The following is a 22,748-nucleotide window of genomic DNA, read 5'->3' on the forward strand; positions in this document are numbered from 1 at the left end:
TCAGACGGCCTTTTTGCGTTATAATCCGCACATCAAAAATAACCTTAATTTCACAAAGTTCCATCATGTTAGACAAATACAATCCAGCCGAAATCGAATCCAAACATTATCAAAACTGGGAAGAGCAGGGCTATTTCCAGCCTGATATGGATTTGACGAAACCGTCTTTCTCCATCCAACTGCCGCCGCCCAATGTAACCGGCACGCTGCACATGGGTCATGCCTTCAACCAAACCATCATGGACGGCCTGACCCGCTACTACCGCATGAAAGGCTGCAACACCGCCTGGATTCCCGGCACCGACCACGCGGGCATCGCCACACAAATTGTGGTCGAGCGTCAGCTTGCCTCGCAAAACGTGTCCCGTCATGACTTGGGCCGCGAAAAATTCTTGGAAAAAGTGTGGGAATGGAAAGAAGTGTCCGGCGGCACGATTACCCAGCAAATGCGCCGCGTAGGCTGTTCTGCCGACTGGACGCGTGAGTATTTCACGATGGACGACGTGCGTGCCGAAACTGTTACCGAAGTGTTTGTGCGCCTGTTTGAACAGGGCTTGATTTACCGCGGCAAACGCTTGGTGAACTGGGATCCGGTTTTGGGTACGGCAGTGTCTGATTTGGAAGTGGAAAGCGTGGAAGAACAAGGCTCTATGTGGCACATCCGCTATCCGCTGGCCGATAATCCCGCCGAAGCCGTTATCGTCGCGACCACCCGTCCTGAAACGTTGCTGGGCGACGTGGCCGTTGCCGTCAATCCAGAAGACGAACGTTACACCCATTTGATCGGTAAGGAATTAATCCTGCCGCTGACCGGCCGCACCATTCCAGTGATTGCCGACGAATACGTTGAAAAAGACTTCGGTACCGGTTGCGTGAAAATTACGCCTGCGCACGACTTCAACGACTACGAAGTCGGCAAACGCCACGACACGCGCCTGATTAATGTGTTCGACTTGGAAGCCAAAGTGCTGGCAAACGCTGAAGTGTTCAACTTCAAAGGCGAAGCGCAACCAGGCTTTGCCCTGCCTGAAAAATATGCGAGCTTGGACCGCTTTGCCGCGCGCAAACAAATGGTTGCCGATTTGCAGGAACAAGGCTTCTTGGTCGAAATTAAACCGCACACGCTGATGACACCGAAAGGCGACCGCACAGGTTCCGTGATTGAGCCGATGCTGACCAGCCAATGGTTTGTCGCCATGTCCGCCACGCCAAACGGCGGCGAGCCTGACAGCGAATTCAAAGGCTTGAGCCTTGCCGACAAAGCCAAAAAAGCCGTCGACAGCGGCGCAGTGCGCTTCATTCCCGAAAACTGGGTCAACACCTACAACCAATGGATGAACAACATCCAAGACTGGTGTATTTCGCGCCAACTGTGGTGGGGCCATCAAATCCCTGCATGGTATGACAACGAAGGCAATGTTTACGTTGCCCGCAATCAGGAAGAAGCCGAAAAACAAGCCGGCAAAACAGGCTTGACCCGCGAAGAAGACGTATTGGACACATGGTTCTCCTCAGCGCTCGTGCCGTTCTCCACACTCGGCTGGCCGTCTGAAACCGACGAACTCAAAGCCTTCCTGCCGTCCAACGTCTTGGTTACCGGCTACGAAATCATCTTCTTCTGGGTGGCGCGCATGATTATGATGACCACCCACTTCACCGGCAAAGTACCGTTTAAAGACGTGTATATCCACGGCATCGTGCGCGACCACGAAGGCAAAAAAATGTCCAAATCCGAAGGCAACGTCATCGACCCTGTGGATTTGATCGACGGCATCGATTTGGAAAAACTGCTGGTAAAACGTACCACCGGCCTGCGCAAACCCGAAACCGCGCCGAAAGTGGAAGAAGCAACCAAAAAACTCTTCCCTGAAGGCATTCCGAGCATGGGCGCGGACGCATTGCGCTTCACCATGGCGAGCTACGCCAGCCTCGGCCGCAGCGTCAACTTCGACTTCAAACGCGCCGAAGGCTACCGCAATTTCTGCAATAAATTGTGGAACGCCACCAACTTCGTGTTGATGAACACCGAAGATAAAGACTGCGGTCAAGACGAAATGCAGCCGTTGGCGTTTACCTTTGCCGACCAATGGATTATCGGCAAACTGCAACAGGCCGAAGCCGCCGTTGCCGAAGCCTTTGAAACCTACCGCTTCGACCTTGCCGCGCAAACGCTGTACGAATTTGTGTGGAACGAATATTGCGACTGGTACATCGAGCTGGCAAAAGTGCAAATCCAAACCGGCTGCCCGACAACCCAGCGCACCACACGCCGCACCCTCGTGCGCGTACTCGAAACCATCCTGCGCCTGCTGCACCCAATCATGCCTTTCATTACCGAAGAGCTGTGGCAGGTGGTTGCGCCTCTGGCCAATGCCAAAACCGCCGACAGCATCATGTTGGCCGCCTATCCGCAAGCCGATAAAGAAAAAATCGTTCAGACGGCCTTCGACAAAATGGCCGCATTGAAAGACTTGGTGGAAGAAGTACGCAAACTGCGCGGCGAAATGGGTATCGCGCCAAACGTCAAAGCACCGCTCTTCGTCGAAGGCAGCGCAGAACTCGAAGGCCTGCTCAAATACTTGCCGTCGCTGACCCGACTGACCGAAGCCAAGCTGGTGGATAGCCTGCCCGAAGCGGAAGACGCACCTGTCGCCGTCTGCAACGGCGCGCGCCTGATGCTGAAAGTCGAAATCGACAAAGCCGCCGAAACCGCCCGTTTGAGCAAAGAAGCCGAGAAGCTGCAAAAAGCCTTGGACAAACTCAATGCCAAACTCTCCAAACCCGGCTACACCGAAAAAGCTCCGGCGCATTTGGTGGAAAAAGACAAAGCCGATTTGGCGGAATTGGAAGACAAAATGGCGAAAGTTCAAAATCAGTTGGCGAAGTTGAAAGACTGATTTTGATTGAATAGACAAGGCCGTCTGAAGAATGTTTTTTCAGACGGCCTTTTTCTTTTTCTTAATCCATCAAATTCAATCAAACCAAACAATCTGACTTTCATCCACGCTGATGCGGATTTCCTGTCCGGTTTGCGGTTTGTCTGTATCGTGGTCGGCGTGGGGATACCAAATCAAATCGCCGTATTGCGGATGGGCGAGGGTGAGGCGTGTGCCTTCGGCGAGGGGGACGGCTTCGCTGATGCGGACGGCCGTGCCGTTCGGGTCGAATCGGATGGCGTGTTGGGGGATGTAGCGTGTGTCGCCGGTGTTGGCCAAACCGAGCAGCAGGGCGGCTTGGGCGTTGACGGGGCGGCGGATAAGGGTTTCCGGCGTGCCGTGTTGGAGAATGCGGCCTTCGTGCATGATGGCGATGGTGTCGGCCATGGTGCAGGCTTCTTCGGCGGAGTGGGTCACGAGGATGGCGGGGATGTTTTGACTGCGGATGCGTTCGGCGGTCAGGGTGCGCAGGTGGTGGCGCAGGTGGGTGTCGAGGCTGGAGAAGGCTTCGTCCAAGAGCAACAGCGACGGGCGCGTGATGAGGGCGCGTGCGAGGGCAAGGCGTTGCTGTTCGCCGCCGGAGAGGCTTTCGGGTTTGCGTTGCGCTTCGTGTTCCAAACCGATGTCGCGCAATGCCTGCATGGATTGTTCTTCGATTTCGGCTTTGGGCAGGCGGCGCATTTTGAGGCCGAAGCCGACGTTGTCGAGGGCGGTTAAATGCGGCAAAAGGGCGTAGTCTTGAAACATCAGCGAGATATTGCGCTTTTCAGACGGCATGTCGGTGATGTTGTCGCCGTTGAGCCAGACTTCGCCGCTGTCGGGACGCACCAGGCCGACGATGGTTTTGAGCAGGGTGGATTTGCCGCAGCCGGAGCGGCCGAGTACGGCAAGGATTTCGCCTGCTTCGACAGTTAGGTTGATGTCTTGGGCAACGGTTTTGCTGCCGAAGCGTTTGTTGATGTTTTTGAGTTGCAACATGGTTTCAGACGGTCTTTAAAAATGGGGTCAGCAACGGATGCTGTCGAGCCATGCGGACAGCGGATGTTTGGGGTCGATCAGGCCGTATCGCCGGCAGGCTTCGATCGTGACCAACTGGGCATCGTGCATCATGTGCCCGCCCAACATGGCATCGAGCAGGGTGGGGATGTCCATCAGTTCAAAACCGGCGACTTCGCCGTCTTGGTTGGCGGGTTGGAAGTCTTCGGGCAGGACGATATCGAAGATATACAGAATTTCGTTGTGGACACCGCGGTTAACGGGGCGCAAACTATATATCTGGGCAGTCGGTCGGATATGGGGGGTTAACGAAGCGGGAATGCCAGCTTCTTCTTCACCTTCGCGACAGACAGCTTCAGACGGCCTCTCGCCGCTGCTGATGCCGCCGCCGGTCAGGTTGTCGAGTTTGTTCGGATCAACGGCTTTGTGCGGACTGCGGCGGCCTATCCAAAAGCGCAGACTGTCTTCTGTTTCGACCAATCCGTTCAAATGCACTGCCTGACTCATCAGGCCGAACGGACGGAAGGCGGCGCGTTCGAGTGCGCATAAAGGCTTGCCCGACTGGTCGCAGATGTCGAACTTTTCACCGCGCCAACCTTTGAGCCAACCGCAATCGCGCCATTGTTGCGCCAGAGTTTGTAAACTGTCACCCATCTGAGCCCAGTTGTCGGTTTCCAAATTCAGGCCGTCTGAAAGGGTCGACTGCCTGCCTGTCCAATCTTGCCCGAGGCGTTCGCGCCATAACGGGTTCAGACGGCCTAAAGGCAGGCCGTTGAGATACAGAATGCACCAATCGTCGGATGCGCCATAGCTGGTTTGCGCCCAATCCCACAATGCGTCGTGGACATCAGACGCGAATACCTGTTCAAGACGGAAAGACTGAGACATGGCGCATCCTCCAAAAGAACTAAAGATACGTCGATTTTAGCCGTTTACGGCGAATTTGCAAAACAACCGCACTACTCGAAAACCGCTATAATAGAGTAAACCATCCGAAACGAGCACATCATGAGCGAATTGAGCGAAATCCTCGCCTATAACCAACATTTCGTCGAAACGGGCGAATACGAAAAATACTTTACCAACAAATACCCCGGCCGTGAGCTGGCCATCCTTTCCTGCATGGACGCACGCATTATTGAGCTGCTGCCCAATGCGTTGGGCTTGAAAAACGGCGATGCCAAGCTCATCAAAAACGCCGGTGCGCTGGTGACCCACCCTTGGGGTTCTGTGATGCGCAGTTTGTTGGTGGCCGTATTTGAACTCAAAGTCAAAGAAATCATGGTCATTGCCCACCACGACTGCGGTATGCGCGGATTGCACGCCGAAGAGTTCCTCCAACGCGTACACGACAGCAATATCCCCGACGACCGTATCGAAACCCTGCGCAATGCCGGTATCGATTTGGACGGCTGGCTGACCGGTTTTGACGATGTCGAAGACAGTGTGCGCCATACCGTCGAGCTGATTCGCAAACATCCGCTGATGCCCGACAATATCGCCATCCACGGCCTGGTCATCCACCCGACCACTGGCAAGCTCAACCTGATTGTTGACGGCAGCCTGCCTGCTTCAGACGGCCAAAACATCTAACGCAGACACCACCACGAAATGAAAAACATCGGATTATTCGGCGGCACGTTTGACCCCATCCACAACGGCCACCTCCACATCGCCCGCGCCTTCGCCGACGAAATCGGTTTGGATCTCGTCGTCTTCCTGCCGGCAGGCGACCCGTACCACAAAGACAGCACGCGCACGCCGGCACAAGAGCGCCTCAATATGGTTGAACTCGCCATCGCCGACGAGCCGAAATTCGCCGCCAGCGACTGCGACATCGTTCGCGACGGCGCGACTTATACGTTTGACACCGTCCAAATCTTCCGCCAGCAGTTTCCCGGCGCGCAACTGTGGTGGCTGATGGGCAGCGACAGCCTGATGCAGCTGCACACATGGAAAAAATGGCAAACCCTCGTGCGCCAGACCCATATCGCCATTGCCATGCGACAGGGCGACAACCTCAACAAAACCCCGCGCGAATTGCACGCATGGCTCGGCGAAGCCCTGCAAAACGGCAGCGTCCGCATCCTCAACGCGCCGCTGCACAATACCAGCTCCACCCAAATCCGCGCCGATCTCGCCAAAACCCACCATTCAGACGGCCTGCCGCAACCCGTTGCCCAATACATCCGCCAACACAAACTCTATGAAAAATAGCGTTTATTCAGGCAGATAAGCTATAATGCCGTCTGAAAACATTTCAACTAGGAAAATAATGAACGAACAAGAATTGCAAGACCTGCAAAAAATGGTCGAAGTGGCCGTAAACGCCCTCGAAGACATTAAAGCCAAAGACATCTCTATTTTGGAAACCCAAGACAAAACCTCCCTGTTCGCCCGCATGATTATTGCCAGCGGCGACAGCACACGCCAAGTCAAAGCATTGGCCAACAACGTTGCCGTCGATTTGAAAGAAGCCGGTTTTGAAATCCTCAGCACCGAAGGTGACAGCGGCGAATGGACGCTTGTCGACGCAGGCGACCTCGTTGTCCACGTCATGCTCCCTGCCGTGCGCGACTTCTACGACATCGACACCTTGTGGGGCGGAGAAAAACCGAGTTTCCACGCCGGTATGCAAAAACCTTGGCACGCCGCCGACTAAAACGGTTTATCCATACAAAGGCCGTCTGAAACTTGAAAGCAAGCAAGTTTCAGACGGCCTTTTGCTATAATTCCATTCTTTTCACATTATTTAATTTATTGCACCATCATGCCGCAACCCGATTTCGCCCAAACCCTCTCCAAAGACCGCCATTTTCTGCGATCTGCCTTTAAAAACCCCAATAAATACGGCGGCTTGGCCAAGGTCGAGGAAAAATACAAAAAATCGCACGACCTCTATCTGCAACGCCTGTCCAAACTGCCCAAGCCCGAATTCGACAACACGCTGCCCGTTCACGAAAAACTCGACGAAATCAAAAAAGCCATTGCCGAGAATCAGGTAACGATTATTTGCGGCGAAACCGGTTCGGGCAAAACCACGCAGTTGCCCAAGATTTGCTTGGAACTCGGGCGTGGGGCGGCAGGATTGATCGGGCATACCCAGCCGCGCCGTTTGGCCGCGCGCTCCGTAGCAGAGCGGATTGCCGAAGAGCTGAAATCCGAAATCGGCAGCGCGGTCGGCTATAAAGTGCGCTTTACCGACCATACTTCGCGCGATGCCTGCGTCAAGCTGATGACCGACGGCATCCTGCTGGCAGAAACCCAGACCGACCGTTATCTCGCCGCCTACGACACGATTATCATCGACGAAGCGCACGAACGCAGCCTGAACATCGACTTCCTCTTGGGCTATTTGAAACAACTGCTGCCACGCCGCCCCGATTTGAAAGTCATCATCACCTCGGCAACGATAGACGCAGAACGCTTCTCCCAACACTTCAACGGCGCGCCCGTGCTGGAAGTGAGCGGGCGCACCTACCCCGTCGAAATCCTCTACCGCCCGCTGACCAGCAAAGACGAAGACGATGCAGAAGTCGAGCTGACCGACGCGATTGTCGATGCAGCCGACGAATTGGCGCGCTACGGCGATATCTTGGTGTTCCTGCCGGGCGAGCGCGAAATCCGCGAAGCCGCCGAAGCCCTGCGCAAATCCACGCTGCGCCGCAACGACGAAATCCTGCCCCTGTTCGCACGCCTGTCACACGCCGAGCAGCACAAAATCTTCCACCCTTCAGGCGCGAAACGCCGCATCGTGTTAGCAACCAACGTCGCCGAAACTTCGCTCACCGTACCGGGAATCAAATACGTCATCGACACCGGCCTTGCACGCGTCAAACGCTATTCCGCACGGGCGAAAGTGGAACAGCTTCATGTAGAGAAAATCTCCCAAGCCGCCGCCCGCCAACGCTCCGGCCGCTGCGGCCGCGTTTCCGCAGGCGTATGTATCCGACTGTTTTCAGAAGAAGATTTCAACAGCCGCCCTGAATTTACCGATCCCGAAATCGTCCGCAGCAACCTCGCCGCCGTCATCTTGCGCATGGCATCGCTGAACTTGGGCGATGTGGCGGCATTCCCATTTTTAGAAATGCCCGATTCGCGGTATATCAATGACGGTTTTCAAGTGTTGCTGGAGTTGGGTGCGGTGGAGGCCGTCTGAAAATAAAATCTTTCTTAATCAAATGGCAGGCCATGTTTCATTTTCAGACGGCCTAAATCATTGAGAAACTAAAAACTATTAAAAAGGGAATATTGGGTTTTAAAACCCAATCGGTAAATTTTTTATTGTGAAATATTAATGATGAAAAAATCTTTCCTCACGCTTGTTTTGTATTCGTCTTTACTGACTGCCAGCGAAATTGCCTATCGCTTTGTATTCGGAATTGAAACCTTACCGACTGCGAAAATTGCGGAAACGTTTGCGCTGACATTTGTGATTGCTGCGCTGTATCTGTTTGCGCGTTATAAGGTGACGCGTTTGTTGATTGCGGTGTTTTTCGCGCTCAGCATTATTGCCAACAATGTGCATTACGCGGTTTATCAAAGTTGGATGACGGGCATTAATTATTGGCTGATGCTGAAAGAGATTACTGAAGTCGGCAGCGCGGGCGCGTCGATGTTGGATAAGTTGTGGCTGCCTGTGGTGTGGGGTGTATTGGAAGTCGTGCTGTTTTGCAGCCTTGCCAAGTTCCGCCGTAAGACGCATTTTGCCGCCGATATTTTGTTTATTGCGGCGATGTTGCTGATTTTTGGACGTTCATTCAGTACGACGCAGGAACACGGTATTTCGCCCAAACCGACATATAGCCGTATCAAAGCCAATTATTTCAGCTTCGGCTATTTTGTCGGGCGCGTGTTGCCGTATCAGTTATTTGATTTAAGCAAGATTCCTGTGTTCAAACAGCCAGCGCCAAGCAAAATCGGGCAGGGCAGTGTTCAAAATATTGTCCTGATTATGGGCGAAAGTGAAAGCGCGATGCATTTGAAACTGTTTGGTTACGGACGCGAAACTTCGCCGTTTTTGACCCAGCTTTCGCAAGCCGACTTTAAGCCGATTGTGAAACAAAGCTATTCCGCCGCTTTGATGACGGCTGTGTCCCTGCCCAGCTTTTTCAATGCGATACCGCATGCCAACGGCTATGAGCAAATCAGCAGCGGCGACACCAATATGTTCCGCCTTGCCAAAGAACAGGGCTATGAAACGTATTTTTACAGCGCGCAGGCGGAAAACGAAATGGCGATTTTGAACCTAATCGGTAAAAAGTGGATAGACCATCTGATTCAGCCGACGCAACTTGGCTATGGCAACGGCGACAATATGCCCGATGAGAAGCTACTGCCGCTGTTTAGCAAAATCAATTTGCAGCAGGGCAAGCATTTTATCGTGTTGCACCAACGCGGTTCGCACGTCCCATACGGCGCATTGTTGCAGCCTCAAGATAAAGTATTCGGCGAAGCCAATATTGTGGATAAGTACGACAACACCATCCACAAAACCGACCAAATGATTCAAACCGTATTCGAGCAGCTGCAAAAGCAGCCTGACGGCAACTGGCTGTTTGCCTATACCTCCGATCATGGCCAGTATGTGCGCCAAGATACCTACAATCAAGGCACGGTGCAGCCTGACAGCTATCTTGTGCCGCTGGTGTTATATAGCCCGGATAAGGCCGTGCAACAGGCTGCCAACCAGGCTTTTGCGCCTTGCGAGATTGCCTTCCACCAGCAACTTTCAACGTTCCTGATTCACACGCTGGGCTACGATATGCCGGTCTCAGGTTGTAGCGAAGGCTCGGTAACGGGCAACCTGATTACAGGCGATGCAGGCAGCTTGAACATTCGCGACGGTAAGGCGGAATATGTTTATCCGCAATAAGCGGCGTGAAAACCAATAAAGACAAATTAAGATGATGTCGGGGAAGATGCCCGACCGACAAGACTATGCAAAATATGAAAAACCAAGTACGCGGATCAGGCATGGATGCCCGATCCAACCCAGCCAATGTTTCAGACGGCCTGCAAAACAGTTCGGGCCATATCGGTGCCAACACGCGCTACCGCCTGACCAAGCTCGGTGAACAAATGGCGCGTCTGCCTATCGACCCGAAAATCGCGCGCATTTTGCTGGCGGCGAAGAAACACGACTGTATGGCGGAAATATTGGTGATCGCGTCTGCACTGTCGATTCAAGACCCGCGCGAGCGGCCGCTGGAAGCGCGCGATGCCGCAGCCAAGGCGCATGAACGCTTTACCGACAAGCAATCCGATTTCCTTGCCTATCTGAATATTTGGGACAGCTTCCAGCGCGAGCGCGACAAAGGTTTATCCAACAAGCAGCTGGTGCAGTGGTGTCGACAATATTTCCTGTCACACCTGCGTATGCGCGAATGGCGTGAGCTGCACCACCAGCTTGCCCAAACCGCGATTGAAATGGGTTTGACCACCAAAGAAGCCGCATTTAGGCAACCTCCTTCCCAAGAACAATTAAGGCCGTCTGAAAGCCAAGGCGACCAAGATTTGGCAGCTAAACTCAAACAAAAACAACTGGATAAGAAACAACACCGCGCCCAAATCCGCGCCGCCAAAGAAGCCGGCTACGAACAAATCCACCGCGCCTTACTGACCGGCCTTATCGCCAACGTCGGCATGAAATCGCCCGACGGCAACGACTATACCGGCGCGCGCGGCAGCCGCTTCCACCTTTTCCCCGCTTCAGCCCTGTTCAAAGCCAAGCCCAAATGGGTGATGGCGGCAGAATTGGTTGAAACCACGCGCCTTTACGCGCGCGACGTCGCCGTTATTCAGCCCGAATGGATAGAGCAGGAAGCGCCGCACCTCGTCCGCTATCATTATTTCGAGCCGCACTGGGAACAAAAACGCGGCGAAGTCGTCGCCAGCGAACGCGTGACGCTTTACGGCCTGACCGTATTGCCGCGCCGCCCCGTGTCTTACGGCAAAGTTGCGCCCGAAGAAGCGCGTGAAATCTTTATCCGCGGCGCATTGGTGGCGCAGGAAAGCAATCTTCAGACGGCCTTTTTTACCCACAATAAAAAGCTGATTAAAGAAATTACCGAACTCGAACACAAATCGCGCAAGCAAGACGTATTGGTCGACGACGAAGCCCTGTTCGCGTTTTATAACGAACGCCTGCCCGAGCTGGTGTGGAAAGATGCAAAAGGCGGCATTTGGGGAAGTGAAGAGGGCGGACAAACCCAGTCGGACAAGACAGTCGATCAAAACGGACAAGCAAACCAGCGCAACGCAGGACGTGTGGCACAAGCCATGCATACGGATTCCAATGATGCGGACAACCGCGAGCGTGAACCGAGTTCACATACCCGACAAAATGTTTCAGACGACCCAAAACCCAAAAAGCAGCCAGCATCTCAAAAAGGCCGTCTGAAACCTTTACCCCTTGCCGATATTCGCACCTTTGAAGCCTGGCTCAAAACCGCCGAACGCGACAATCCGCGCCTGCTGTTCCTAAGCCGCGACGATCTGATGCAACACGCCGCCGCGCACATTACCGAAGAGCAGTTCCCCAAATTCTGGCAAACCGCAGACGGCAAGTTCAAACTTTCCTACCGCTTCGAGCCGCACCATCCGCTCGACGGCGTGACCATGACCGTGCCGCTGACCGTCCTCAACCGCCTGCACGCGCCGTCGCTCGAATGGCTGGTGCCCGGTATGTTACGCGAAAAAATCCAGTTGCTGATTAAAGCCCTGCCGAAGCAAATCCGCCGCATTTGCGTGCCCGTCCCCGATTTCATCACCAAATTCCTCGAAAGCAATCCCGACCGCCAAGCGTCCATCATTCCCCAGTTGGCGCACTTTATCGCCAAAAGTGCCGGCGATATGCGGATTCTCGAGCAAATCGACCAAGACGCATGGGCGGCGCAAGAATTGCCCGAACATTGCTATTTGAATCTGCGCATTATCGACGACGGAGGACAAGAGCTTGCCGGCGGCCGCAAACTGCACGAATTGCAACAACAGCTCGGCCAAGCTGCCGCCGTCACCTTCCGCGACAACACCCAAGAATTTGAGCGCGACAACGTTACCACATGGGATATCGGCACCCTGCCCGAATCCATCAAATTCGCACGCGGCAAACAACAGCTTACCGGCTACCTTGGCCTGCAAAAAGAAAAAGACGGCCGCATCGCCCTGCGCCTGTTCGACACGTCCGCCGCCGCCGAACAAACCCATAGATTAGGCGTGATCGAACTCATGAAACTACAACTAAAAGAACAAGTTAAAGACCTGAACAAAGGCATCCAAGGCTTCACCCAAGCCGCCATGCTACTCAAACACATCAACGCCGACACCCTGCGCGACGACCTCACCCAAGCCGTCTGCGACCGCGCCTTTATCGGCGAAGACGAGCTGCCGCGCAACGAAAAAGCCTTCAAAGAGCAAATCAAACGCGCCCGCAGCCGCCTGCCCGCCGTCAAAGAAGCCCTCAGCCGCTACCTACAGGAAACCGCCGCCGCCTACGCCGAACTCAACGGCAAACTCGGCAAACACCCGCTCACCCACCTTCTAAGACTACGCCTGCAAACCCTGCTCGCCGCCGGCTTCGCCACCCACACCCCGTGGGCACAATGGCCACGCCTGCCCATCTACCTCAAAGCCATGACCCTGCGCCTCGAAAAATACAGCGGCAACCCCGCCCGTGACGCAGCCCGCGAAGCCGATATTCAAGAGCTGGAACAAATGTGGCAGGAAAAAACCGACAGCTTAGTGAAACAAGGACAACCCGTTTCAGACGACCTCGCCGCGTTTAAATGGATGATTGAAGAATTGAGAGTGTCGCTGTTTGCGCAGGAGTTGAAGACACCGTATCCAGTATCGATGAAGCGGTTGTTGAAGGAGTGGGGAATTTTGAGGTAGATTGGAAACAGCATAATAGCGGTGAAATCACCTTAACTATAAAATTATGATAATATACATAAATTTTTAAAATTTTTATGATGAATTAATTTAGAAATAAAATTTTTATTATTTAACAACAATTTTTAGAAATTAGTGCATACTTTAATAAGTAACTGCATGATATTTGGAATAATATTACAATTCAGCACATAAACTAATATGGTTAATTTATTTGAATTACAAAGATAGTTATGAAAAAATTTAACAAACTTAATTTGCATATAAAAATACTTATTCTTTTAATAAAGAAATATTATAAAATAATACTTATACCATGTGGAATAATAAGCTTTTTTGCCACTCTCGGCATAACAACCCCCACTATTTTAGGTATTAAAAACCTTCATTTATGGATAATAGCTCTTTCACTTCCTTTAGTCATATTAATTATTTTAATTATCATTAAACAGCCTTTTTCAGAAATAAAAAAAATAAAAGAAGGAGAAATTTTAAATATAGACGAAATTAAAAATCTTCATTTAACACCTAAAATTATTATTATTGGGTTGTCTAATGTTGGGAAAACTACCCTAATCAATTCTTTTTTTCATGAGCGATTTGCTAAAAGTAGAACTCAGAATATTGAAGGAAGAATAAAAATACACGAGAATCAAGCCCTATGTTTAATTGATATGAGCGGAGAGCAAATATATCATGCTTATCAAGTATTGAAGCTAGCTAATTTTATTGTCCTGATGGTAGATCACTCTGAATCTCATGTTTCCAAAAAAATTGTTTGGAGCCGACAAAATGATGTTAAAAATTTTATCAAAAAAATTAAAGACAACGTAGATGGAAATTATGATAATAAAAAAAGCATTCCCAGTCTATTTATTGTGAACAAAAAAGACCTTTGGAATAAATCAGCTGAAACAAGTAAAGAGACTTTGCAAAAGAATTATAAAAATCTTCACGAGGATTGGAAAAAGTATTTTGGAGATAAGTCTGAATATATAGAGTATACTAATAAAAATGATTACGATGATAAAAATTCTTCTGCAGCTATCCTTAATAAAATTTGTAAAGGTGTAAAATGAAAATACCTCCTTTCGAAAGAATGCAACCCATTGACTTACAAAATTTACCCCCTTCTTTTGCAATAATCGTGCCTTATAAAGGAAGAGATACGTTAGCAGTATATGCCAATAGGACAAAAGGAGTGGCTTTGTATTCGGCATATATAGCAGGGCTATTTAATAAAAGCCTTAAAATGAATTCATTGTTTTTTTCTAAAAAATCTAATGATGATCCAGTGAATGTAATTTTTTCTTTTGACAAGTATCCAGATATTTTTTATAGTGAAAAACAGATAGAAGAAAAGCCCTCTAGTTTAATTTTTATATGGTCTGGATATTGTACACAAAATCAGAGACTAAGAATGCAACGACAATTTGATTACTATTCTGAAGAAATATTTCATTTGATACAAGAATTGTATAGGATAAATATTAAGATTCAACAAGAAGAACAAGAAAGCATTCATAACACTACTTACCAATATCAATTATATAGTAATGAGGAAAAAATGAAATTTAGCTTGGAGGAGTATATTTCAATAATGATTTACCAAGCAGAAACCTATTCTTCTGAATATGAAGCAAATATGAAAACTAGAAGAATAATGATGTTTTTTGTTTTTGGGTGTTATCTAACAATAACTGCAATAATAACCATTTATCTATATTTTAAATTTATCAAATTAAATATTTTGTAAGTAAGTTAGCAGACCGTAGCCAGCCGCGTTCTTGCCTTCCTACACGAATTCTACCTACAAGACACACAAAATTTGGAATTCGTGTTCAAGCTGTGTAGTACACATGTTTGTCTTGTAAACCTCTGTTCTTCCCCCCCAAAGGTCGTCTGAAACCCATTTTCAGACGACCTTTTACCACTTCGCCAAACAAGAATTCCCACTACCCTCTCCCCAAACGTCGCCCGAACCAGTAAACTCCCCATGTTTCAACCACTTCTTGGAAGCAAACCATGCCCCGTATCCACCCGCTCCACCTGTTCCCGCCCCATATCACCGAACGCGGACTGCTGTATTTTCAGCAGGGCAAGCAAGCTGTAGCCTACATCAAACCGCGTGCGTGCCTTCGGGCACACACCCTACCTATGAATCACAAAGAATTTGAAATTTATGTGTAGCCAGCGTAGCCTGTCTAGCAAGCCGTAGCCTGTATCCAACCGCGTGCGTGCCTTTGGGCACACACCCTACCTGCAATCCCACAAAACCCGTATGTAGGGTGTGCGCGGTACGCACGCACGCGGTCTTTTGAAAAAATATTCTTTCCAATCAAACCAAAGGCCGTCTGAAAGCACTTTTCAACTTTCAGACGGCCTTTTTATATTCATATTTCTGTTTATTTTTCCAACCGTGCAATCAGTTCATCGGCCAAGTCTAGATAAGCCTGGGTGCCTTTGGCGTGGGCATCGTAGACGAGGGCGGGGAGGCCGTGGCTGGGGGCTTCGGCTAGGCGGATGTTGCGGGGGATGACGGTGTCGAAGAGCAGGTTGCCGAAGTGTTGTTTGAGCTGTTCGCTGACTTCGACGACGAGGCGGCTGCGACTGTCGTACATGGTGCGGACGATGCCGGTTACGTCTAGGTCAGGGTTGATGGCTTGGCGGATTTTGCGGACGGTGGCCACGAGGTCGGAAATGCCTTCGAGGGCGTAGTATTCGCAAAGCATGGGGACGATGACGCCGTTGGCGGCGACCAGGCCGTTGAGGGTGAGCAGGGTCAGGGACGGGGGGCAGTCGATGAGGACGTAGTCGTAGTCGTCGGCAACGAGCTGCAGGGCGTTTTTGAGGCGGATTTCGCGTGCGATTTCTTGGACGAGTTCGACTTCTGCGCCGGCCAGTGTGCGGTTGGCGCCCAATACGTCGTAGCCGCCTTCTTTGCTGCGGACGACGGCGTTGGGGATGTCGGTTTCGCCGAGGACAACTTGGTAAACGCCGTTTTCGATGGTGGCTTTGTTGATGCCGCTGCCTGTGGTGGCGTTGCCTTGGGGGTCGAGGTCGACGACGAGGACGCGGCGGCCTTTGGAGGCTAGGGAGGCGGCTAGGTTGACGGTGGTGGTGGTTTTGCCGACTCCGCCTTTTTGGTTGGCGACGGCGAGGATTTGTGCGCTCATGTGCTTTGCTGTCGTGTTAAGTGTGGATGGCTGGATTGTACCGTTATTCGGTATGCTTGGGTTGTTTTCAGACGGCCTTTTTGCGGATGATGACGATATGGCGTTCGGCATTGAGTTGGGGGACGTGCAATGCTTCGACTTTTTCGACGGCGACGCTTTCGGGCAGTTTGTCGATTTCTTCTTGCGGATATACGCCTTTCATGGCAGCCCAGTAGCCGCCGTCTTTGAGGAGGTGTTCGGTCCAGTTGACGAAGTCGGCGAGTTCGGCAAAGGCGCGGCTGGTGATGACGTCGGCACGGCAGTCGGCAGCGGCTTCTACGCGGCCGCTGATGACGCAGACGTTTTTAAGGCCGAGTTCGATGACGGCTTGTTGCAGAAAGGCGGTTTTTTTGGTGTTGGCATCGAGGAGGGTGATGTCGAGGTCGGGGCGGCAGATGGCGGTGGGTATGCCGGGCTGTCCGCCGCCGGAGCCGACGTCGAGCATGGTTTGGGCGTGTTCGATATAGGGCAGGAGGGTCAGGCTGTCGAGCAAATGATGGCTGACGGTTTGGGCGGGATCGCGCAGGGCGGTCAGGTTGTAGGTTTTGTTCCACTTTTGCAGCAGGGCGGCATAGTCTAGCAGTTTGGCCTGTTTGGCTTCGTCGATGTCCAAACCTAGTGTCTGTATGCCGTCGCGGAGCTGTTGCGCCTGATTCATTTGTTATTCCTTATTGGTTAAAACGCGTTGGATGTAATGGTAACGGAAAGCATGCCGTCTGAAAATGTTTGTACCTGTTGAATCAACGTTTCATTTTGTGAAAGACGATGGGCTGCTCCGGCGCGCGCGTAAGCTGTTTGGGCAGGGTCAGCATGGCGATGATCCACACGGAGAGGGTGTAGTAGAACACGCCTTGTCCGCGCATACCGGCCAATGCGGCATTGCCTAAGATGGCTTCAAAAATTAATCCTGCCGCCGCCGAGGCACACGCTGCGACCCCGGCAAGGAAGATGGCGTAACGCGAATGCCGGCGCATCATTTTTTTATACGCCAGTTTGGTCAGCCCGCCGGCAATCGGCAGGTTGAGGAAGGCAAACATGCCGCAGACGAACCATGCGACGGAATCCTGCCAACCGCTTTGCCATGCCCATGTGCCGTCTTTGACCGTTATCAGCAGGCCTTGGCCGTCTGAAAAGGCGATTTGCACGATATTGTGCAATATCATCGCCAGTGGCAGGGTGAGGAACATCAGTGCGACCAATAGGGGGCGGTAGGGCTTTTCTTGTGTCAGATACATGGCGGTTTGCCTTGGGAAAATAAGTTGAAATGATAGCAGATTGGCGGTTGATTCACGTTTGTTAGCGCTGAAATTGCTGACAAAAACGGTCAATTAAAAAAGAAATGAAAAATTCTTTTTTCTTGGCAAACGTTGGCGGATAAAGGTTAAAAAAACGTTTTCAGACAGCCTAATCTCTTATTTTTATATGAACCGAACAGAAAATCTTTGCATTTCTCCGTAAAATCTACTAAATTCTCAATAACATATTATAAAGACCTGAAATCTGGAACCCAAACCGAAACTGCCTTCCGCCATTTACGCTCGGAAACTCAGCAGGCAAAAAAGTTTCACACACAACAAAAATACAAAATAATTCCTATGAAATCAGTTGTTTATAATGATAGATAACCACAAGGCAAACCATGCCTGACTTTAGTAGGAGTAAAACCATGGCTGAAGCAACCGATGTCGTATTAGTAGGCGGCGGCATTATGAGCGCCACTTTGGGCGTATTGCTCAAAGAACTCGAACCATCTTGGGAAATCACCCTGATCGAACGCTTGGAAGATGTAGCGTTGGAATCATCAAATGCATGGAACAATGCCGGTACGGGACACTCTGCGCTGTGTGAATTGAACTATGCGCCCCTGACTGCCGACGGCACGATCGATCCGACCCGCGCCCTCAATATTGCCGAACAATTCCATATCAGCCGCCAATTTTGGGCGACTTTGGTCGAAGAAGGCAAACTGACCGACCGCACTTTCATCAATTCCGTCCCCCATATGTCGCTGGTGATGAACGCCGACCATTGCAGTTATCTGCAAAAACGTTTCGACGTGTTCAAAAACCAAAAACTCTTTGAAAAAATGGAGTTTTCTACCGACCGCGCCAAAATTGCCGAATGGGCGCCGCTGGTTGTCAACGGCCGTGATGAAAACCAATCCATTGCCGCCAACTACTCCGCCGAAGGCACAGACGTCGATTTCGGCAGCCTGACCCGCCAGATGGTCAAATACTTGAGCGACAAAGGCGTAAAAATCAAATTCAACCGCCATGTCGACGACCTCAACCGCGAATCGGACGGCGCATGGGTGCTGAAAACCAGCAGCACCAAAGAGGATGACGACCCGTTGACACTCCGCACCCGTTTCGTCTTCCTCGGCGCAGGCGGCGGCGCACTGACCCTGCTGCAAAAATCCGGTATCCCCGAAGGCAAAGGCTACGGCGGCTTTCCGGTTTCCGGCCTCTTCTTCCGCAACAGCAATCCCGAAACGGCCGCGCAACACAACGCCAAAGTGTACGGCCAAGCCTCCGTCGGCGCGCCCCCTATGTCCGTTCCGCATTTGGATACCCGCAACGTGGACGGCCAACGCCATTTGATGTTCGGCCCGTATGCAGGCTTCCGCCCCAACTTCCTCAAACAAGGCTCGCTCATGGATCTGCCGATGTCCATCCAAATGGACAACCTCTATCCTATGCTCCGCGCCGGTTGGGCTAATATGCCGCTGACCAAATACCTCTTGGGCGAATTGCGTAAAACCAAAGAAGAACGCTTCACTTCGCTCTTAGAGTATTATCCGGAAGCCAATCCTGACGACTGGGAACTGATTACCGCCGGTCAGCGTGTGCAAATCATCAAAAAAGACCCGAAAAAAGGCGGCATACTCCAATTTGGTACCGAAATCGTCGCCCATGCCGACGGCTCGCTGGCCGCATTGCTGGGCGCGTCCCCAGGTGCATCAACCGCCGTACCTTTGATGATTAAGCTGATCAACCAATGCTTCCCAGATCATGCCGAATCATGGTCAGGCCGTCTGAAAGAATTGGTGCCCGGCTACGGTATCAAGCTGAACGACAATCCGTCTTTGGCGGACGAAATCATCAGCCACAACGCGTCCGTTTTGGGCATTCATCACTAAATTGAAGCAGACGCAAAGGCGGGCATTCTTGCCCGCCTTTTTTCAAACCATTAAAATAGCGACATTCAGGCCGTCTGAAATCTAATCTGCGGCAGCATGTTGCACGACTCAAACCCGAAAATCAGCCCCAATAGAAAAACGCCATGACCGATATTCTCAACAAAATCCTTGCCACCAAAGCAGAAGAAGTGGCCGCCCAAAAAGCCGCCGTTTCCTTGGAAGACATCAAAGCCCAAGCGCAGGTTGCTGCGCCGGTTCGCAGCTTTATCGGCTCGATCCGTGCAAAACACGCACAAAACCTGCCCGCCATTATTGCCGAAGTCAAAAAAGCCAGCCCGAGCAAAGGCCTGATCCGTCCTGATTTTCATCCTGCCGAAATTGCCGTTGCCTATGAAAAAGCCGGCGCGGCCTGTTTGTCCGTGTTGACGGACGAACCTTATTTCCAAGGCTCGCCCGAGTATTTGAAACAGGCGCGTGCGGCCGTGGCGCTGCCGGTCTTGCGTAAAGACTTTATCATCGACGAATACCAAATCTATCAGGCGCGCACGTGGGGTGCGGATGCGGTTCTTCTGATTGCCGCCGCATTGGAAGCCGAGCAGCTTGAGCGTTTTGAAGCCGTCGCCCACGAATTGGGCATGACTGTATTGTTGGAGTTGCACGATGCGTCCGAGCTGGAAAAATGCCGCAACATGACCACGCCGTTGTGGGGCGTCAACAACCGCGACCTGCGTACGTTTGAAGTGACCCTGCAACAAACCCTCGACCTCTTGCCCGAATTAAACGGCAAAACCGTTGTCACCGAAAGCGGCATCCGCAACAAAGAAGACGTCGATTTCATGCGCGGCCACGGCGTGCATACTTTCCTGATCGGCGAAACCTTTATGCGAGCCGAAGATATTGAAGCCGAAGTCAAAAAACTGTTCTAAACCTAAAAAACATCAGGCCGTCTGAATTTTCAGACGGCCTGAATCCATTGGAGACGAGAAAAAATGTTTACCGTACAGCGCATTTACGCCTATCAACCCGATTCTAAACAAACCGCCGTCTTTATCGACCGCCTCTATCCGCGCGGCGTCCATAAAGAAGTTTTCGCTACGGCGCTTTGGCTGAAAGACATTACGCCCAGTGCAAACCTGCGCCGCTGGTATCACGAAAATCCGACTCAAAATTTCGACGGTTTTGTCAGCCGTTATCATGAAGAGCTGCATGGCGATACGGAGCAAGCCGCCATCAAGCAGCTGCTGGATTTGGAAAAACAGCACGGCAATATTTTATTGCTGACCGCCGTCAAAGACCCCCGACATTCCCACGTCTCCGCACTGGCTCAATTTTTGGGCACAACGTTTGAATATCGCGATTAAAAAATCAGTGTTTGGGCTGAATACAAAAAGGCCGTCTGAAAACAAGGTTTCAGACGGCCTGCTATTTTCAAATCAAGAAGGATAACGGTGTGCCACCAATTTTCCGTCTATGTATTCGCCGATATAGACTTGTGAGGCTTCAAGGTGGAGGCGGTCGAGTTCTTGTTTCAGCCATTCTTCGTCACGCTTAATGATTTCGAGGATGTCGGGGTCGACTTGGCCGTCTGTAATCAGCGGATAGCGCAGGCTCTCGTCGCCGTACTGGATGACGGTGAGCTGGCCGTTTTGTTCCATCACGGCGCGTTTGACGGCAGAGATTTCGTAGATGCCGGCGGCGCGGAGTTTGAACATGAGGTCGTGTGCGCTGATGCCGTTTTTCATGCATTCATCGGTTTGGATTTTGCCGTTGACGATGACCCAGACGGATTTGCCGTCAATGATGGATTTGACCCAGCGGTTGTGGTTTTTGATGAATTTCAGGCTCAAGACCAACAGCGTCCACAAAATCAGCACGAGGAAAAATTGCAGCAGGCCGACGCTGTCGCTGTAAATCACGCCGCCGATGATGCCGCCGAGTACATAGTTTTGCACTTGGTCCATGGCGGAGGTCGGCGCGAGGTTGCCTTTACCTAAGAGGTTGATTTGCAAAATCAAACCTAAAATACCCATCAGTAGTTTGAGGGCGAGCAGGGAGTATGCTTCCATGTGTGTGTATCCTGTTATTCTTTATCGATGAGTTCGATATTGTTGTTGACCAAATTGATGGGTGTCAGCGTGTAGGCGGAGAAGTCTTGATTGAAATGGACTTCGTAGTATTGGTTTTTGATGCCGATAATCATGCCGTTGAACAGGCGCGTGCTGTTGACGATGATGTCTTGTTTTTCAACTTTTTGGTTTTCAATCAAGGCATTGAGAAAACCCACCATGCGCGAAGTATCGGCGGCAAAGTTTTGACGCTCGCTGTATGAAAGATATTGCGTGCCGCAGATGAGGATGAGCAACAACAGCGCAATAATGCTCAGGTCGCGGTATTTGGTGTCCATGCGGTGGCGCAGGTATTGCGATACGGCGAGCAGGAGGATGACGAGGGCGGCGAAAATCAGGACGTATTTCAAGTAGTCGTTGAAATACATATGGTTTTCAAGATAAAAGTGAGAAAAGAATTTCATGGTATTTGATAAATTTGGGAAGGGTAATAAGGTCGTCTGAAACTTAAATTTCAGACGACCTTGTCTATTAAACAAGGATGTTGCGTTAAGTTTTCAAAATAGGGTGTTTTTAAAGCGGTATCAGTTGATAAATCCGTCGTCTTTCATTTTCTTTTCGGATATGTATTTAATTGTACATTCATACACATATATATTTTTGATAGGTATTGGGTAGTATCACAGCAAGGTCTTCCAGTGTCCAATTTCTATTGGACTGAAAGGTGGGAGAGTTTAATTCTTGCTGTTCGATTTTTTGCCACTCTGTGTTGGCTTTTGGAGCGAATTCTTTGGTAGTTTTTTCGAATGCGCGAATACCAATGCGGTTTCTCTTGCTGTATATTCTGCCTGCCAAGTAACGTTGTTCAGGAAACTCATGCTCATGCCCCTTCAAACTACCACTGCAATAGTTTTGAGTAGCTTCAGTATCAGCCAGCCGATCGGCATCATGTAAAACAGCAAGATAGTGGCTTTTACCTTGCAAAATCAGCCAAGCTGCGAAGCCATAAGTATTGTATTTATGCTTACCACCGTATACCAAAGATAGCGCAGACCAAATTAATCTATTGGGACTGGCAATAATTGTGCATTCGTACATCTTAAAGAAATAATCGAAATATAATAAATCCTCATCTGGTAAAGATTCCAATAACCGATTCAAGTTTTGGTTGAATTCCCCAATATTGCGAGATTCAGGACGTGCTTGATCAATGATGTTCCAAAAATCGTTGATTGTCATGGCTCCAATCTTTCGAATAATCCGAGACAGGCATAGACGCCGAGTTTAAACACGTTCTTTTTCCAAAATGACGACGTAGGCTTCACGCACGAAAAACAGCAGCATGCGGCGCTGGTCTTTTTCCATGGTAACGACCTTCCAGCCTTGCGAAGCGTGGCTGTTGAGGAAATCGCTGAATTTGACCGGATTGATTTTGGCGCTGCCGAAAACCAAACTGGACAGCAGGTTCTCTTGATAAATGACGGCTTTATATTCTTTCATTTTA

21 protein-coding genes are annotated in these 22,748 nt (G+C 50.7%); 12 read left to right on the forward strand and 9 right to left on the reverse strand.

What is annotated here, in order from left to right; genetic code table 11:
• The first annotated feature begins 65 nt into the window (after positions 1–65).
• Positions 66–2,897, forward strand: a complete 2,832-nt coding sequence (locus HMPREF2560_RS08490) for a valine--tRNA ligase (RefSeq protein ID WP_070608406.1) — start codon at positions 66–68, stop codon at positions 2,895–2,897.
• 75 nt (positions 2,898–2,972) lie between these two features.
• Here HMPREF2560_RS08490 and HMPREF2560_RS08495 read toward each other — a convergent pair whose 3' ends face one another.
• Positions 2,973–3,914 carry an ABC transporter ATP-binding protein gene (locus tag HMPREF2560_RS08495; protein WP_070608409.1) on the reverse strand — a complete coding sequence of 314 codons (942 nt, stop codon included), beginning with the start codon at positions 3,912–3,914 and terminating at the stop codon, positions 2,973–2,975.
• A gap of 27 nt (positions 3,915–3,941) precedes the next feature.
• Positions 3,942–4,820 (reverse strand): NUDIX hydrolase, encoded by an 879-nt coding sequence (locus tag HMPREF2560_RS08500; RefSeq protein WP_070829731.1) that lies wholly within the window; start codon positions 4,818–4,820, stop codon positions 3,942–3,944.
• 120 nt (positions 4,821–4,940) lie between these two features.
• On the opposite strand from HMPREF2560_RS08500, the gene HMPREF2560_RS08505 reads away from it, so the two are divergent.
• The 8 genes from HMPREF2560_RS08505 to HMPREF2560_RS08540 all read left to right on the forward strand — a co-directional run bounded on the left by HMPREF2560_RS08505 (position 4,941) and on the right by HMPREF2560_RS08540 (position 14,580).
• Positions 4,941–5,525, forward strand: a complete 585-nt coding sequence (locus HMPREF2560_RS08505; protein WP_049336840.1) for a beta-class carbonic anhydrase — start codon at positions 4,941–4,943, stop codon at positions 5,523–5,525.
• 18 nt (positions 5,526–5,543) lie between these two features.
• Positions 5,544–6,149 (forward strand): nicotinate-nucleotide adenylyltransferase, encoded by a 606-nt coding sequence (gene nadD, locus HMPREF2560_RS08510; RefSeq protein WP_003684732.1) that lies wholly within the window; start codon positions 5,544–5,546, stop codon positions 6,147–6,149.
• A gap of 58 nt (positions 6,150–6,207) precedes the next feature.
• The gene (rsfS, locus tag HMPREF2560_RS08515; RefSeq protein ID WP_070735002.1) at positions 6,208–6,594 is read left to right on the forward strand and encodes a ribosome silencing factor; all 387 of its coding nucleotides are present in this window, start codon (positions 6,208–6,210) and stop codon (positions 6,592–6,594) included.
• Between the two features lie 108 nt (positions 6,595–6,702).
• Entirely contained in the window at positions 6,703–8,091 is a 1,389-nt protein-coding gene (gene hrpA, locus HMPREF2560_RS08520) for an ATP-dependent RNA helicase HrpA (protein WP_083313427.1), read from the forward strand.
• Positions 8,092–8,229: 138 nt separating this feature from the next.
• The gene (gene lpt3 / locus HMPREF2560_RS08525) at positions 8,230–9,807 is read left to right on the forward strand and encodes a lipooligosaccharide phosphoethanolamine transferase (RefSeq protein ID WP_141755477.1); all 1,578 of its coding nucleotides are present in this window, start codon (positions 8,230–8,232) and stop codon (positions 9,805–9,807) included.
• 65 nt (positions 9,808–9,872) lie between these two features.
• Positions 9,873–12,824, forward strand: a complete 2,952-nt coding sequence (locus tag HMPREF2560_RS08530) for a DUF3418 domain-containing protein (RefSeq protein ID WP_070735004.1) — start codon at positions 9,873–9,875, stop codon at positions 12,822–12,824.
• 233 nt (positions 12,825–13,057) lie between these two features.
• Positions 13,058–13,903: a GTPase domain-containing protein gene (locus tag HMPREF2560_RS08535; RefSeq protein ID WP_070735006.1), complete on the forward strand. Its 846-nt coding sequence runs from the start codon at positions 13,058–13,060 to the stop codon at positions 13,901–13,903.
• A complete protein-coding gene (locus tag HMPREF2560_RS08540) occupies positions 13,900–14,580 on the forward strand; it encodes a hypothetical protein (RefSeq protein WP_070735008.1) in 681 nt (226 codons plus the stop codon). Before HMPREF2560_RS08535 ends, HMPREF2560_RS08540 begins: the two co-directional genes overlap by 4 nt.
• Positions 14,581–15,229: 649 nt before the next feature.
• Here the strand turns inward: HMPREF2560_RS08540 and HMPREF2560_RS08545 are convergent.
• From HMPREF2560_RS08545 to HMPREF2560_RS08555, 3 genes are all read right to left on the reverse strand, one after another.
• A complete protein-coding gene (locus HMPREF2560_RS08545; RefSeq protein ID WP_070735010.1) occupies positions 15,230–16,000 on the reverse strand; it encodes a ParA family protein in 771 nt (256 codons plus the stop codon).
• Positions 16,001–16,067: 67 nt separating this feature from the next.
• Positions 16,068–16,697, reverse strand: a complete 630-nt coding sequence (rsmG, locus tag HMPREF2560_RS08550; protein ID WP_070735012.1) for a 16S rRNA (guanine(527)-N(7))-methyltransferase RsmG — start codon at positions 16,695–16,697, stop codon at positions 16,068–16,070.
• Between the two features lie 82 nt (positions 16,698–16,779).
• A complete protein-coding gene (locus HMPREF2560_RS08555) occupies positions 16,780–17,274 on the reverse strand; it encodes a hypothetical protein (RefSeq protein ID WP_070588206.1) in 495 nt (164 codons plus the stop codon).
• A gap of 431 nt (positions 17,275–17,705) precedes the next feature.
• Between HMPREF2560_RS08555 and HMPREF2560_RS08560 the strand changes: the two genes are divergently transcribed.
• From HMPREF2560_RS08560 to HMPREF2560_RS08570, 3 genes are all read left to right on the forward strand, one after another.
• A complete protein-coding gene (locus tag HMPREF2560_RS08560) occupies positions 17,706–19,178 on the forward strand; it encodes a malate:quinone oxidoreductase (RefSeq protein WP_070829729.1) in 1,473 nt (490 codons plus the stop codon).
• 143 nt (positions 19,179–19,321) lie between these two features.
• A complete protein-coding gene (trpC, locus tag HMPREF2560_RS08565; protein WP_070873820.1) occupies positions 19,322–20,104 on the forward strand; it encodes an indole-3-glycerol phosphate synthase TrpC in 783 nt (260 codons plus the stop codon).
• A 63-nt stretch (positions 20,105–20,167) separates the two neighbouring features.
• A complete protein-coding gene (locus HMPREF2560_RS08570; RefSeq protein ID WP_070829725.1) occupies positions 20,168–20,539 on the forward strand; it encodes a DUF488 domain-containing protein in 372 nt (123 codons plus the stop codon).
• Positions 20,540–20,611: 72 nt separating this feature from the next.
• On the opposite strand, the gene HMPREF2560_RS08575 is transcribed toward HMPREF2560_RS08570, so the two are convergent.
• From HMPREF2560_RS08575 to HMPREF2560_RS08590, 4 genes are all read right to left on the reverse strand, one after another.
• Entirely contained in the window at positions 20,612–21,244 is a 633-nt protein-coding gene (locus HMPREF2560_RS08575) for a DUF421 domain-containing protein (protein ID WP_070873821.1), read from the reverse strand.
• Positions 21,245–21,258: 14 nt separating this feature from the next.
• On the reverse strand, positions 21,259–21,708 hold the full coding sequence (locus tag HMPREF2560_RS08580; RefSeq protein WP_049330865.1) for a DUF3290 domain-containing protein: 450 nt from the start codon (positions 21,706–21,708) through the stop codon (positions 21,259–21,261).
• 178 nt (positions 21,709–21,886) lie between these two features.
• Entirely contained in the window at positions 21,887–22,483 is a 597-nt protein-coding gene (locus tag HMPREF2560_RS08585) for a DUF4240 domain-containing protein (RefSeq protein ID WP_070873822.1), read from the reverse strand.
• Positions 22,484–22,528: 45 nt separating this feature from the next.
• Positions 22,529–22,744 carry a DUF4177 domain-containing protein gene (locus HMPREF2560_RS08590; RefSeq protein ID WP_003749376.1) on the reverse strand — a complete coding sequence of 72 codons (216 nt, stop codon included), beginning with the start codon at positions 22,742–22,744 and terminating at the stop codon, positions 22,529–22,531.
• Positions 22,745–22,748: the final 4 nt, after the last annotated feature.

Origin of the sequence: Neisseria sp. HMSC078H04, from assembly GCF_001838135.1 — a bacterium.
Taxonomy (GTDB): domain Bacteria; phylum Pseudomonadota; class Gammaproteobacteria; order Burkholderiales; family Neisseriaceae; genus Neisseria.